The organism is Oribacterium sp., assembly GCF_057249185.1.
Genome location: NZ_DBHIGR010000045.1, coordinates 1 through 13,920 on the forward strand (window position 1 = coordinate 1; position 13,920 = coordinate 13,920).

Sequence of the window (13,920 nt, forward strand, 5' to 3'; positions counted from 1 at the left end):
TTCCGTATCCCGTGTAGGAGGAAATGCGCAGATTAAGGCCATGAAGAAGGTAGCGGGAACCTTGAAGCTGGTTTACTCTCAGTATAGAGAGTTACAGTCCTTTGCACAGTTCGGTTCCGACCTTGACCAGGATACCAAGCAGAGACTTGCCCAGGGTGAACGTATCGTAGAGGTACTGAAGCAGGGTAAGGGAGAGCCTGTCGCCGTTGAGAAGCAGGTTGCCATTCTTTATGCGGTAGTTCAGGGAATCCTGACTGCTGTAGAGGTTAAGGATATCCGTCACTATGAGGAAGAGCTTTATCACTTCTTAGATGCCGATGCAGAGGCTCTGAGCGCAATGAATGCCATCAGAGAAACCGGTAAGCTGGAAGAAGAGACAGAGAAGAAACTTAAGGCTAGCTTAGAGTGTTTTACAGCGGAATTTTTAAAGAGACTGTAAACCCAGGAAGAAGGAGAAAACATGGCTGCAGCAAATATGAAGTCAGTGAAACTCCGTATTAAAAGCATCCAGAATACCATGCAGATTACCAAGGCCATGGAGCTGGTAGCTTCCTCTAAGCTTCGAAAGGCAAAGGAAAAGGCGGAGAATACCAAACCGTATTTTCAGACTTTAAAGAAAACTCTTTCTGAGATTGCCAATGGAAATACAGATTTTTCTTCTCCCTATACCAAGAAAAACAGCTCCGAGAAGTGGTGCTATGTATTGATTGCGGGAGACCGTGGTATGGCGGGAGGCTATAATGCCAATCTTTTCCGTACCCTGGAGGAAGAAATCAAGGGCAAGGAATTTGCTTTGTTCCCATTAGGAAAGAAAGCCTTAGAGTATGGACGGCAGAAGAAGTATGAGCTGTTTAATGACAGCTATACTCATGTTGGAGAGGTTGGAATTTCCGACTCTTACAGCATTGCCCAGAAAATCTGTGAAGCCTATAAAAATCAGGAATTCGGCCATGTGGCATTGATCTATACGGATTTTGTGTCCATGATGAGCCAGAAGGCAGGAGCTATTTCTCTCTTGCCCTTGTCTGATTTTAAAGAGGAAAGCGAAGAAGAAGCGAAGAAGATTCGTAACCTGATTCTCTACGAGCCAAGTGGAGAAGATGTTTTTAATGCGATAGTACCGGAATATCTTGCAGGGCTGGTCTATAGCGGAATTTGTACTTCTGTTGCCAGTGAGCTGGCGGCAAGAAGAACGGCTATGGAGGCGGCTACAGATAACGCCGGAGAGATGATTGATAAATTAAGTCTATTCTACAATAGAGCAAGACAGGCAAGTATTACCCAGGAAATCACGGAAATCGTTGCCGGTGCGGAAGAGTTGTAGTGTAGAAAAAGGAGAGATACATGACAGAAAAACATGTAGGAAAGGTTATACAGGTCATGGGTGCCGTCCTGGATATTCGATTCCAGGAAGGGGAACTCCCCTCCTTATTGAACGCAATTTCCATTCAGCTTGGAGATACCGAGCTGATTGCGGAGGTTGCACAGCAGTTGGGAGATGATGTGGTACGTTGTATCGCAATGAGTTCCACCGATGGCTTGGTTAGAGGAATGGAAGCTGTTGATACAGGAAACCCCATTACAGTACCTGTTGGAGAGCCCTGCTTGGGAAGAATCTTCAACATTTTGGGAAATCCTGTAGATGAAAAACCTGCCCCTGAGACAGAGGAAAGATGGGCGATTCACCGTCCGGCTCCTTCTTTCGAGGAGCAGACCCCTGCTACAGAGATCCTGGAGACAGGTATCAAGGTAGTAGACCTGATTTGTCCTTACGCAAAGGGAGGAAAAATCGGACTTTTCGGTGGTGCGGGAGTAGGTAAAACCGTATTGATCATGGAGCTGATCCACAACGTGGCAACAGCCCACGGCGGTATTTCCGTATTTACCGGTGTAGGAGAGCGTACTCGTGAGGGTAACGATCTTTACGGAGAAATGAAGGAAAGCGGCGTTTTGGATAAGACTGCCCTGGTTTACGGACAGATGAACGAGCCGCCCGGAGCGAGAATGAGAGTTGCTCTTTCCGGTCTGACCATGGCGGAGTACTTCCGTGATGTGAAGCACCAGGACGTATTGCTCTTCATTGATAACATTTTCCGTTTTACCCAGGCAGGTTCAGAGGTATCCGCACTTCTCGGAAGAATGCCTTCTGCGGTAGGATATCAGCCAACACTGGCAACAGACATGGGTGCTTTGCAGGAGCGTATTACTTCCACAAAGCAGGGATCTATCACCTCCGTTCAGGCGGTTTATGTGCCTGCGGATGACCTTACCGACCCGGCGCCTGCAACAACATTTACCCACTTGGATGCGACCACCGTATTGTCCAGAGATATCGCAAGTAAGGGAATTTACCCTGCAGTAGATCCTTTGGATTCCACCAGCCGTATTCTTACTCCGGAAATCGTAGGAGAAGAGCACTACCAGGTGGCAAGAGGTGTACAGCAGGTACTCCAGAGATATAAGGAATTACAGGATATCATCGCCATCATGGGTATGGATGAATTGTCTGAGGAAGATAAGATTAGCGTTTTCCGTGCCAGAAAGATTCAGAACTTCCTGTCTCAGAGCTTCTCTGTAGCAGAGCAGTTCACCGGTCTTGCAGGAAAGTATGTTCCATTAAAGGAAACTATCCGCGGCTTTAAGATGATTTTGAACGGAGAATGTGACGAGCTTCCTGAGTCTGCTTTCCTCTTAGTAGGAAACATCGATGAAGTTTTTGAAAAAGCTAAGAAACAGTAAGGAGGGACCTTTATGGCAAACTTCCATTTAGAGATTGTTTCTATGGATGGGCAAAAATTTGACGATGAAGTAGAACGTGTCAGCTTAAGAACCATTACAGGAGACCTGGCTATCATGGCTCACCACATCAATTACTGCACAGCGGTAGGTATGGGTACAGCCAAGGTAATTATGAAGGATGGTAGCGAAAGAAAGGCAGCCTGTATCGGAGGAATGCTTTCCATGATGGACAACCATTGTCGATTGATTCCCACCACCTTTGAGTGGAGCGAGGAAATCGATGTTGATCGTGCTGAGAGAGCCAAGGAGCGAGCTGAGAAGAAGATTCAGGATGAAAAGCTTTCCGAAGAACAAAGACTTCGGAATCAGGCAAAGCTTTATCGTGCGCTTATCCGTTTACAAACAGCAGGAAAAAATAGCAGCTTATAAAAATACTATTTTATAAAAACGGTATTTTATAAAAATGATATTTTGTTATAACAAGACTTTATAAAAGCAATTTTTATAAAGAATCGTAGAAATTTAGAGCTTAGAATGAAGGCTTGGGGGACACGCCCTTAAAGCATTTCTTCTAAGCTCTTTCTTTATACAAAAAATTCGGATGGAAATCCCGGAGTTTTTCTCTCAATGTAGCTGTCCTTTAGTGAATTTATGGTACAATAGATTCTAAAGAAAGTATAAACACAAGAGAAAAGGAAGAAGACCATGGATAGAAATGCATTTTTTAGAAGAATTCCCAAAATTGACAACATATTGGAGGGGGAGCAGATTCTCTCTTTTATTCAGGATTACGGTTTATCCTATGTTACGGACTGCGTAAGGCTTGAGGTGGAAAATCTCCGAAAATGCGTTCGGGAGGAAGAAGAGGAAAGTCGGATAGAACAGGCCTTTTCTTCTCTTTACAGTCGGATTACGGAGCGTATCGAGGGCGATGTAAAGCCGAAGTTAAAGAAGGTGATTAATGCCACAGGCACCATTTTACATACCAACCTTGGTCGTGCTTTGCTTTCTCCGAAAATCGGACAGGAGCTCGCCAAGATGCTTTCTTCCTACTCCAACCTGGAATATGACTTGGAAAAGGGAGAGCGGGGGGAGCGCTACAGTCATATTAAGGACAGCATTTGCAAAATCACCGGCGCAGAGGATGCCATGGTGGTCAATAACAATGCTTCGGCGGTTTTATTGATTCTCTCTACCCTGGCTAAGGGGGGGGAGGTTGTGGTATCCCGTGGAGAGCTGGTGGAAATAGGCGGAAAATTCCGTATTCCGGATGTTTGTGCCGCTTCCGGAGCGGAGATGCGGGAAGTAGGAACCACCAACAAGACTCATTATCGGGATTATGTGGAAGTTGTAAATGAAAATACAAAAGCTTTCTTAAAGGTGCATACCAGCAATTACAAAATCTGCGGTTTCACGGAATCTGTAGAGGCCAGAGAATTAAAGCCTCTTTCTCTGGAAACCGGAATTCCTATTATTGAGGATTTAGGTTCCGGCGTGCTCCTTCCTTTGGAAAAATACGGACTTCCCCACGAACCTACGGTACAGGAAGCTATCGAAGCCGGTGTGGATGTGGTTTGTTTCAGCGGAGACAAGCTTTTGGGAGGCCCTCAGGCAGGAATTATTATCGGAAAAAAAGAATATATTGATCAAATGAAGAAAAATCCTCTTACCAGGGCTCTTCGGGTAGATAAGCTTACCATAACCGCATTGGAACTATGCTTTTTAGAATATCTGAAGGAGGAGGGGATTGAAGAAAGAATTCCGGTGCTCCGTATGCTGTCTGAAGAGCAAGCTGTGGTGAAAAAGCGGGGAGAGGCATTGCTTCATTTGTTCCAAAAGGAATCTATCCCCGGAGAATATTCTTTGCAGCCCTCCAAGGCACAGGTGGGAGGCGGTTCTCTACCGGATACTTATATGGATAGCTATGCTTTGGTTTATCATCCGGAAAAGCTATCCGTCTCCCAGCTGGAAGCCAGACTGCGAAAGGGAAAAACACCGATTATCGGACGAATTTGGGAAGATGATTACTGGATGGACTTAAGAACCATACAGGAAGAAGAGTTAAATGAAATTGTAGAGACCTTTCAGGAGGCTCTGTACTAGAATGCTATAAAGTAGCTATAAATTTTCTAAGCAATATAGGTCTGAAACGGGGCACGCTCTCGCTAGCTTAATTTTTGTGTAGGGAAGGACTGTATTCAATATCAAGAGGTGCTCTGATGCATATGGGTCTGTATTCAGGGCACGCTCCCGCTAACTTCGCCTTCGTAGCAGTACTAACTTCAAGCTTCGCTTTGCTCGCTTTCAGTAAGTACTGACGGGCTCAGATTGCCCATCATACAGACCCATATGCATCAGTCGCTCCCATCAATTAATTTCAACAGTCCTTCGCTTCGCTTGCTATCAGCAAATATCGGGCTAAGACTATCCGTATTCGGACTTATATTGACGAAAATAGCTTTATTTTGATTTTTTGTAGCCATTTTTTGAAAATAAAACGGAAAATAAAAGCATGAATTTACAGTACAGGCCTAAGGGAGAGGGCAATCTGAGCCCGTCAGTGCTTGTGGAAAGCCTGGGTAGGGAAAGACTGTAGAAATTTACTAGTGTGAGCGACTGATGCAGTATGGGTCTGTACAAGGGGCAATCTAAGCCCGCCGGTACTTGTGGAAAGCCTACTTAGGGAAGAGCTGTGGAAATTAATTTACGGAAGCGACTGATGCAGTATTGGTCTGTATGAGGGGCAATCTGAGCCCGCCGGTACTTACTGAAAGCGAGCAAAGCGAAGCTTGAAGTTAGTACCGCTGCGAAGGCGAAGTTAGCGGGAGCGTGCCCCGAGTATAGACTAAAACTGCATCGGAGCGTCATTTCAATAATAAATATACTCCTTCCCTAAGTAGGGGTGAACATAGCGGGAACGTGCCCCGAGTATAGACCCAAAATGCATCGGAGCGCCCCCTTTATTCCTGCTCGTAATACTCCGGAAAGGCGATGGAATTTTCCTTAAAGATATGCATGAAAATATCCTCTACCAAGGCTTCCATCTGGCTGAAGCATCTTCTGTAGGTAGGGCAAACATCCTCCGGGGCTGTAAAGAAATTTGTCTCTTTCTGTAAAAGCTTAATCAGATCTCCTGCTCCACTGTGTTCTTCCTCCAAACCCTTCACATAGGCAATGTCTTCAGAACTTGGTTTACCGGATTTTTTCATAATCGGGAAGACCAGTTTTTCTTCTTTTGCAAAATGTTCTTCCAAGTCCGCCTTTAAGAGGGCAAAGTGGTGATGAATGGAACTAAGCTCTTCTCCATGGTGTTCGTAGTGCACCACAAGAATTTTGTTTAAAAGAGCCTCTACATCTGCCATTAGCTCTCTTTCCTTGATATGGTGGCTGCGCTCTAAATCCGCCAGCATTTCCGGTACAGACAGAGAACGGAAACGCTGCAATTCTCCCTCGTAATCTAAATTATTCTTCTTTGGAAGGGCTGCCAATCTTTCCAGCTCCTGCATAAAAGGCTCTAAATCAATATTTTTCTCTTTGGCAATCTGTGCAATAGGATCATGTCCTCCACAGCAATAATCCAAACGATATTCATTTAAATAGGGAATGGTGCCGGGATATTCCTTTACCACATCCGCTAAAGTCATTTCTTTCGTAATCATATAGACTCCTCTCCTGATAACTTCTCTTTACGACTTTAGGATAGCAAAGAAAAAATAAAAGAAATGTTGCAAATGTAACAAAATCAATATGGATAAAATACAAGCTAAAAAATTCTTGACAATGAAATATAATAGAGTAAAATTAAATTGCGAACAATCTTATAGATAAAACGGCTATTAAAAGAGTTTAGAGCTCGAGGAAAAGTATAGTATAGGAGGAAATTATGGGAATTTATGATTACAGTGTAGAGAAGAGAAATAGGGAAATGCTATCTCTAAAAGAGTATGAGGGAAAGGTGCTTTTGATTGTCAATACGGCAACAGGCTGTGGATTTACACCGCAATACGAGGACTTACAGAAGCTCTACGAGAATTTCCATGAAAAGGGTTTAGAGATTTTGGATATTCCCTGTAATCAGTTTGCAGGACAGACGCCGGGAACGGATGATGAAGTCCACGAGTTCTGTACCCTACAGTACAAAACAGAATTCGATCAGATGAAAAAAGCAGAGGTAAATGGTGCCAATGCTCTTCCTTTATACGGCTATCTTAAAGAGCAAAAGGGCTTTGAGGGATTTGGAACGGGCGTAAAGGCTATGGCCATGGGGGCGATGTGCTTTGCCAAGGATCCAAAATACAAGAAGAATCCGGACATCAAGTGGAACTTTACGAAATTCTTGGTGGATAGAAAGGGAAATGTGGTACAGCGTTTTGAGCCAACCCACTCTATGGAGGATGTGAAGAAGGCAGTAGAGGCACTCTTATAATTTGCTAGACTAAGCGATATAATTTTTATTTAAAACGAGTATCCTGAAAAGGCGGGATACTCGTTTTGAATATTCTGCAATTCTGAATATCCTATTGTGCCTTTTCCTGTTAAAATGTGTGTATAGTATTTGAGCGCATTATTCTGATTTTTGGGGGCGGATATGGCGAAAAGAAGGAATCAAAAGTGGAAGTGGTATCATTTGCGAGAAATATTACTGCACAAAGCTGATGAAGAGCATCCACTAAGCATGGCGGAAATCCAAGATTATTTAAGAGAGCTGGATATTGAGACAGATCGGAAAAGTGTCTATGATGACTTGGAGTGCCTTCGCCAAATGGGCTATGATGTGGTGATGGAAAAGCAGGGCAGAAGCTATGTCTATTATCTTGGCAGTAAGGAATTTGAACTGGCGGAATGTAAGCTTCTGGCGGATGCGGTGCAGGCCTCCCGCTTTATTACGGAGAAAAAATCCAAGGAACTAATCAAGAAGCTTACTACCTTTGTCAGTGAATATGAAGCCAGACAATTAAACCGTCAGCTGATGCTCCCCGGAAGAATCAAGAGCATGAACGAATCCATCTATTATGTGGTGGACGAATTGCATAGAGCTATTGCGGAAAACAGGCAAATCAGTTTTTCCTACCTGCAATGGAATATGGCAAAAGAACTGGTGGAGAAAAAGAAAAAGCCCTACCTGGTCAGTCCCTGGAATTTGATTCTGGAAAATGAAAATTATTACCTTCTTGGCTATGATGGAGAGGAGGAGATTTTTAAACACTACCGGGTGGACAAAATGAAGAATATCCGGATTCTTGATGAGAAAAGACTAGGGGAAGATGCTTTTCAGAATCTGGATATGGAGCATTTTCGGCAAAGAACCTTTTCCATGTTTGCAGGAGAACGGAAGAAGGTGAGCCTTATCTTTCGAGAGGAAATGGTGGGAATTCTCCTGGACCGTTTCGGAAAAGAGATTTCCCTTTTTCCTGCGGAAGAGCCCGGCTATGCCATTTGTCATGTGGATGTGGCAGTGAGTGAAATGTTTTTTGCTTGGGTGTTCTCTTTGGGAGGAGTCGTAAAAATTCAAGGGCCGGAAGATGTTAAGGAAGCATATATTCATGCTATGAAGAAGGGCTTGGATGAATACTGTTAAATCCTCTCAGGAAAGAAAATGTTAAATCCTCTCAGGAAAGAAAAGTTCTTGCCAAAAAGAAAATAGCTGTTACAATAGGGAAAAGCACATTGTGCTTTTTCTTTTACACTCATTACTTTAGTACATAAAAGCATAAACGCGTAAAAGTGAAAAAGCGCAAAGAAAGCCAAATGAATTCGCAGAAAATTGTATCGGTGGAAACTATATTGAAGGAATGGCTGAAATTTGTGATTAAGTCAAGAAGGGGAGGAAACTATGGCACTTATTGTATCGATGATTGAAGCGGTAACCGGATTTTTATGGGGAGACTTGGTAAAGATTCCACTACCCGGAGGAAGCAGTCTGGGGCTGTCCTTGATGGTGATTCTATTAATTCCTGCCGGCATTTATTACACGATTCGCACGAAATTTCTTCCCATCCGTTTATTTTCAGAGATGGTGGCGGTGATTTTGGAAAAGCCTCAAGGAAAGGAAAAGGGCGATCTAAAGAAAGGAAAGCTGTCCGGCCTGCAGACTCTGATTGTTTCCACGGCCACAAGAGTAGGAATGGGAAACCTTGTGGGAGTGGTTGCAGCCATTTCCGCAGGAGGAGCCGGTGCGGTTTTTTGGATGTGGATTACTGCTTTAATTGGTTCTTCCACTGCTTTTGTAGAGGCGACATTAGCCCAGCTGCATAAGAGAAAGGATCCCTTATACGGGGGATTCCGTGGCGGTCCTGCCTACTACATCCATGACTTCTTTTTTAAGAAGGCTCCGGGAGAGGAGTTGAATGGAGAAATTCCTAAAAAGAAGAATATTATTGCGATTCTTTTTGCTCTTTCTGGTTTGATCTGTTGGGGAGGAATCAGTCAGGTAATCGGAAATTCCGTGTCCTCCGCTTTTGAAAATGCTTTTTCCGTTAAACCGATTATTTCCACAGTGATTCTTGTGCTTCTGGCAGCGGTAATAGTCTTAAGAAAACACGCTACAGCAAGGGTTTTGGATGTGATTGTACCGGTGATGGCCGGCTTATACTTTGCTCTTACTGTTTTTGTAATCCTGAGAAATATTACTTCTCTGCCTAGCGTATTTCAGAGAATTTTCTCTGAAGCCTTCGGCCTTCGGCAAATGGTGGCAGGCGGTTTCGGTGCGGTTGTGATGAATGGTGTGAAGCGCGGACTTTTCTCAAATGAGGCAGGCTCCGGCTCTGCGCCCTGTGCGGCAGCTGCGGCAGATACGGATCACCCGGCGAAAATTGGATTATTCCAGGCTATGGGGGTATTCATTGATACCATTGTAATCTGTTCCTGTACCGCTTTTATCATGCTTTTGGTACCGGAAGCACAGATTGTAAATCTGCAGGGAATGGATATTTTGCAAACTGCTATGGCATACCACTTCGGCTCCTTCGGAAAGATATTTATTGCGATTATTTTGTGGCTCTTCAGCTTTTCCACTTTTTTGGGAATCCTGTTCTATGCCCGTTCCAATATTTCCTACATTTTCGGAGACAACTGGGCGTCCCAAACCGGCTATAAGATTTTTGCTTTGATTATGCTCTTTGTGGGAGGCTTGGCGCAATACACCGTAGTGTGGGATATGGGAGATATGGGCGTTGGATTGATGACCATTTTCAATCTCATTGTCATGTATCCATTAAGTAGAGAAGCTCTGGCAGCCTTAAAGGATTACGAAGAGCGCTTGAAGGAAGAACGTAAAGAAAAGAATTAAACACAGAATCTATCTAGGGGAGAAACCGGCTGTAAAGATGCGGTTTCTCCCTTATTACCGGGAAATAATATTATTCTTGCCTTTTCATCCTTAAAAAGGTATTCTTAAGCTAGTGAAATAATACTTTTCATTAAGGGGAGGTCAGTATGGAACAACAAGATGAACAAAAGGAAAAGTTACAGCAAGAGGGTGATTCCGGAGAAGCCGGGAGCACTCCTTCTGAGAATCTTCAGGCAGCAGCAGAAGCTGTAGAAGAAAAGTTGGAAGAAGGAAAAGAAGAGATGAAGAATCAGGCTGAGAATCTTGCAACGGAAGCGCAAGGGCAGGTGGAACAGCTGGCAGAGGAAGCTCAGGATAAAGTGAATGAAATTGCTCCTGAGGTGGAAAAGCAGGCTGAAGCAGCGGAAAGCAAGCTTGAGGAAGCTGTTCAAGAGGTACAAGCTCATGCCGTAGAAGCTGTTCAAGAGGCACAAGCCCACGCGGGAGAAGCAGCAGAAAAAGTTCAGGACAAGGCTGCAGAGCTTGCAAAGGAAGCAGAAGCCAAAGCTGAAGAAGCGACTCAGGAAGCCGGGGCTAAGGCTGAAGAAGTAGTAAAGAAAGTAGAGGAGGCAGCTACAACAGCAGGTGCAGCTGTAGCGGAAAAGGCATCCGAATTAAAAGAGAAGGCAGAAACGGAAACCGACAAAAAAATCAAAGAAATCAAGGCAAAAAAACAGGTAAAAGACAATGCCAATGCAGAAAATGCAGGAAAGAATAATTCCGCACTTTTTGTAGGAGTTGCCGTTGTTTTGATTTTACTTGTTTTGGCATCTTTCTTCGCTTTATTACCAAGAAAGACAAAAGTCAATTTGGATAAGTATGTCACTGTAAGCTTTGACGGATATGATGGCTACGGAAAAGCCTTAGTGAAGTTTGATAAGGATGCGTACCTGAAGGATTACAAAAAGAAAATCAAGTTGAAGAAAAGCGGGAATTTCCTGCAGGACAGCTTGACCAAGAACTACGGAGCGGCAGAGCTGCTTTATGATTTCTACGTTGACGGAAACTGGAAGATTGAAGGGGATTCGTCGGACGGAAAGCTGAAGAACGGAGAGACCGTAAAGCTTAGCTGGGGATTCAATCAGGAAGAACTGGAAGAACAATTTAAAGTCAAATTCAGCTCTAAGGGAACAGAATTCAAGGTAGAAGGTTTAAAGGATGTACAGCTTTTTGATGCCTTTAAGGATTTTGACTATAAGTTCACCGGCATTTCCCCGGAGGGAGCTGTGGAGTGGAAAGGAACCGGAGATATGGATGGCTCCAAGGGTTACTACTTCACGGTTGAACCTTCCATGGATTTGAAGAATGGTGACAAGGTAAAGGTGAAAATCGAGCCGGCCAATCCGGAATCTTTGATTCAAAAATATGGTATTGCTCCTAAGGAAACAGAAAAAGAGATTACGGTAGAGGGCTTACCTTCCTATGTGGAAAAGGCTGACGCAATTTCAGATTCTTTATTGCAGGATATGCAGAAGGAGATTACAGATAAGATTCAGTCTCAGTTAGCAAGCCAAGGAGAAGAGGTAAGCTTTGTGGGAGCGGAATACTTGGGATATTATTTCCTGACTTCCAAGAGTGCCAATGCCTTTGAGCACAATATCATGTTCCCGGTAATGAAGGTCAATGTACAGATTAACATTCCGGATAAGAGCTATTCCGCTCAGCACAGTTATTACTTTACAGGCGCATTTACCAACCTTATGGATGAGGGAAGCGGCAAGGTCACAGTAGATTTAAATGATATGGACATTCCTTATCACTACGCCACCATCGATACAGGAGTTGTAGCTTGGTTTAGTACTGTAAAATTCAATTTTAGCGGATTTGAAGACCTGAATTCTCTTCGGAATCAATGCGTAAGCCAGAAGCTGGACAAGTATACTGTAGAGGAAACCGTAAAGGATCCTGCGGCGCAAAGCACAGAGTCCGGTGCAGAGAATAAGGAAGAAAGCTCTTCTGCAAATGAAGAGAAGGAGAGTAGCTCTGCAGCGGAAAGCAGTACCGCAAATCCATCCTAATAAAGCTTTTTGTACAAAATTTCAAAATACGAAGAAGGACTGTGCTCTCATCCCTTGCAATTTAAATCTGCCTAGGGTAATATGAGATTCTCAAAGAGGGAAGATAAATTCTTCCCTCTTTTGCTGAGAAAATTACATAGTAGGGGTGAAGAAGCTTAAGATGGCAGAGATATTGGAAAAATTGGATACGGGGCAGAGTTGTTCAGGATTGGATATAGAGATTCCCATGGCGGTGGGAAGAATGCTCATGAAAAGCGGTGCAGAAACCTACCGCGTAGAAGAAACTATGAATTATGTGGCAAAATCATTGGGAATTCAGCATTTTTCCACTTATGTTTTAAACCGAGGAATCTTTGCCTCCGGTACCAATGAGCAAGGTATAAAAGAATCCGGTGTAATGAATATACCGGATACAGTTTATAATTTGCGGAAGGTGGAAGAGGTGAATACCTTGTCCCGCAGCCTTTCCGTGGAGAATAGAATTCCGAAAGCGGAAATTTTGCGACGTTTGGATGCCATAGACAAAATAGAGGGATATGGATTTTTTTGGATTTTAGTTGCCTATTACTTTGGATCCTTCGGTTTTGCCATGGCTCTTGGAGTCCCTTTTATGGATTCTGCCATATCCGGTTTGGCCGGTATATGTTTGGGAATAGCCAGTTATTACTTGTCCCGCTTTGTGAGTACAAGTTATATTATGACAATTTTGGGAAGCTGTGTGGTAACTCTGAGTGTAAATGTGATGTATTATTTCGGAGTTGGCGAACATCCTAGTCGAGTAATGCTTGGTGCTTTGATGCTATTGGTTCCGGGAGCCTTTTTTACGAATTCCGTGAGAGAATTTTCTCAAAATAACTATCTGGTAGGAACGTCTTTGCTGCTTACCGCGATGCTTACCTGTGTTTCGATGTCCGTTGGGGTTGCGGCAACGACGGAGGTTTTACCCTTTGCTATGCAAATGGGAGAGGCCCAGGGAATAAATTTTTATGGGGTATTGTATAAAGCGCTCTGTGCAGTGACGGCAGGGATGGGTACGGTTTCCTTTGCCCTTCTTTATCAAGTACATTATAAATACTTTTGGGATATCGGCATTATCGGTTCTGTTTCCTGGTTCATTTATCTGATGGTGGAGGATATTTCAGGAATGGATTCCATGGCGGTTCTGTTTTCGGGGATTTTTGCGGCAGTATTTTCCCGATCCTTAGCGGCCAAGAGAAAGTGCCCCGCCACAATCTTTTTATCCACCAGTATATTCCCCCTGATTCCGGGTATTGGTGTATATAAAGCAATCTATTATTTAATTACGGGAAATGGAGCATTATCGTTAAAATATGGGCGGTCTTGTTTTCTTACAGCCTTTACCATTGCTATTGCTATTGGAATCGTGCAACAGATTCCCCAGAGTTTCTTCCAAAAAAAATCAAAATAAGCTTGCATTGTGGGGGAAAATAAGATATATTTTTCCCTATCGGGATGTAGCGCAGGTGGTAGCGCGCTTGACTGGGGGTCAAGAGGCCGCAGGTTCAAGTCCTGTCATTCCGAGGAAAAGGCTTTGTAAAGGAAACTTTGCAAAGCCTTTTTTGACGGATTCTATAAGCATGATACAGACTGCTTTAAAAAAGTAATGCTTTTATGCTTTGTAGAAATACTATCTCATCCGGTAACAGGGAAAGATGTCACGAAAATTAATGGGTAATTATTATCGGCGATAGCAGAGAAAAAAATAAGCAAAACATCGAAAAGTAAGAAAAATTTTAAAAAACTATTGACAGTCCCATAAACGGGTGTTAAGATACACAAGCTGTCGCAAAAAACAAGACAGCAAAAAGCAGAAAG

General features: G+C 43.5%; 10 protein-coding genes, 1 tRNA gene and 1 pseudogene. 11 read left to right on the top strand and 1 reads right to left on the bottom strand.

Annotated elements, in window-relative coordinates:
- The 5 genes and pseudogenes from ACO4PX_RS04045 to selA all read left to right on the top strand — a co-directional run.
- A pseudogene (locus tag ACO4PX_RS04045) lies at nucleotides 1-439 on the top strand (F0F1 ATP synthase subunit alpha); the annotation flags it as partial.
- 21 nt (nucleotides 440-460) lie between these two features.
- Nucleotides 461-1,324 (top strand): ATP synthase F1 subunit gamma, encoded by an 864-nt coding sequence (gene atpG, locus ACO4PX_RS04050; RefSeq protein WP_183683038.1) that lies wholly within the window; start codon nucleotides 461-463, stop codon nucleotides 1,322-1,324.
- Nucleotides 1,325-1,344: 20 nt separating this feature from the next.
- Complete coding sequence (gene atpD, locus ACO4PX_RS04055; RefSeq protein WP_007157829.1) at nucleotides 1,345-2,739, top strand: F0F1 ATP synthase subunit beta; 1,395 nt, start codon at nucleotides 1,345-1,347, stop codon at nucleotides 2,737-2,739.
- 12 nt (nucleotides 2,740-2,751) lie between these two features.
- Entirely contained in the window at nucleotides 2,752-3,168 is a 417-nt protein-coding gene (gene atpC, locus ACO4PX_RS04060; RefSeq protein ID WP_007157828.1) for an ATP synthase F1 subunit epsilon, read from the top strand.
- Nucleotides 3,169-3,444: 276 nt separating this feature from the next.
- The gene (selA, locus tag ACO4PX_RS04065; RefSeq protein WP_485571608.1) at nucleotides 3,445-4,842 is read left to right on the top strand and encodes an L-seryl-tRNA(Sec) selenium transferase; all 1,398 of its coding nucleotides are present in this window, start codon (nucleotides 3,445-3,447) and stop codon (nucleotides 4,840-4,842) included.
- An 857-nt stretch (nucleotides 4,843-5,699) separates the two neighbouring features.
- Here selA and ACO4PX_RS04070 read toward each other — a convergent pair.
- Nucleotides 5,700-6,398 (bottom strand): DUF542 domain-containing protein, encoded by a 699-nt coding sequence (locus tag ACO4PX_RS04070; protein WP_485571610.1) that lies wholly within the window; start codon nucleotides 6,396-6,398, stop codon nucleotides 5,700-5,702.
- 224 nt (nucleotides 6,399-6,622) lie between these two features.
- Here ACO4PX_RS04070 and ACO4PX_RS04075 point away from each other — a divergent pair, with 224 nt between their 5' ends.
- The 6 genes from ACO4PX_RS04075 to ACO4PX_RS04100 all read left to right on the top strand — a co-directional run bounded on the left by ACO4PX_RS04075 (nucleotide 6,623) and on the right by ACO4PX_RS04100 (nucleotide 13,626).
- Entirely contained in the window at nucleotides 6,623-7,165 is a 543-nt protein-coding gene (locus ACO4PX_RS04075) for a glutathione peroxidase (RefSeq protein ID WP_007157825.1), read from the top strand.
- A 162-nt stretch (nucleotides 7,166-7,327) separates the two neighbouring features.
- Nucleotides 7,328-8,317: a helix-turn-helix transcriptional regulator gene (locus ACO4PX_RS04080; RefSeq protein WP_485564012.1), complete on the top strand. Its 990-nt coding sequence runs from the start codon at nucleotides 7,328-7,330 to the stop codon at nucleotides 8,315-8,317.
- Between the two features lie 255 nt (nucleotides 8,318-8,572).
- Nucleotides 8,573-10,027 carry an alanine/glycine:cation symporter family protein gene (locus ACO4PX_RS04085; protein ID WP_485554883.1) on the top strand — a complete coding sequence of 485 codons (1,455 nt, stop codon included), beginning with the start codon at nucleotides 8,573-8,575 and terminating at the stop codon, nucleotides 10,025-10,027.
- Nucleotides 10,028-10,173: 146 nt separating this feature from the next.
- Nucleotides 10,174-12,084: a hypothetical protein gene (locus tag ACO4PX_RS04090; protein WP_315365397.1), complete on the top strand. Its 1,911-nt coding sequence runs from the start codon at nucleotides 10,174-10,176 to the stop codon at nucleotides 12,082-12,084.
- A 160-nt stretch (nucleotides 12,085-12,244) separates the two neighbouring features.
- Nucleotides 12,245-13,513 (top strand): threonine/serine exporter family protein, encoded by a 1,269-nt coding sequence (locus ACO4PX_RS04095; RefSeq protein ID WP_315365398.1) that lies wholly within the window; start codon nucleotides 12,245-12,247, stop codon nucleotides 13,511-13,513.
- A gap of 40 nt (nucleotides 13,514-13,553) precedes the next feature.
- Nucleotides 13,554-13,626 (top strand) — tRNA-Pro (locus tag ACO4PX_RS04100).
- Nucleotides 13,627-13,920: the final 294 nt, after the last annotated feature.

Bases quoted from the DNA above. Each gene is read 5' to 3' on its own strand.
- atpG (WP_183683038.1), top strand. From the start codon at position 461: ATGGCTGCAGCAAATATGAAGTCAGTGAAACTCCGTATTAAAAGCATC.
- atpD (WP_007157829.1), top strand. From the start codon at position 1,345: ATGACAGAAAAACATGTAGGAAAGGTTATACAGGTCATGGGTGCCGTC.
- atpC (WP_007157828.1), top strand. From the start codon at position 2,752: ATGGCAAACTTCCATTTAGAGATTGTTTCTATGGATGGGCAAAAATTT.
- selA (WP_485571608.1), top strand. From the start codon at position 3,445: ATGGATAGAAATGCATTTTTTAGAAGAATTCCCAAAATTGACAACATA.
- ACO4PX_RS04070 (WP_485571610.1), bottom strand. From the start codon at position 6,398: ATGATTACGAAAGAAATGACTTTAGCGGATGTGGTAAAGGAATATCCC.
- ACO4PX_RS04075 (WP_007157825.1), top strand. From the start codon at position 6,623: ATGGGAATTTATGATTACAGTGTAGAGAAGAGAAATAGGGAAATGCTA.
- ACO4PX_RS04080 (WP_485564012.1), top strand. From the start codon at position 7,328: ATGGCGAAAAGAAGGAATCAAAAGTGGAAGTGGTATCATTTGCGAGAA.
- ACO4PX_RS04085 (WP_485554883.1), top strand. From the start codon at position 8,573: ATGGCACTTATTGTATCGATGATTGAAGCGGTAACCGGATTTTTATGG.
- ACO4PX_RS04090 (WP_315365397.1), top strand. From the start codon at position 10,174: ATGGAACAACAAGATGAACAAAAGGAAAAGTTACAGCAAGAGGGTGAT.
- ACO4PX_RS04095 (WP_315365398.1), top strand. From the start codon at position 12,245: ATGGCAGAGATATTGGAAAAATTGGATACGGGGCAGAGTTGTTCAGGA.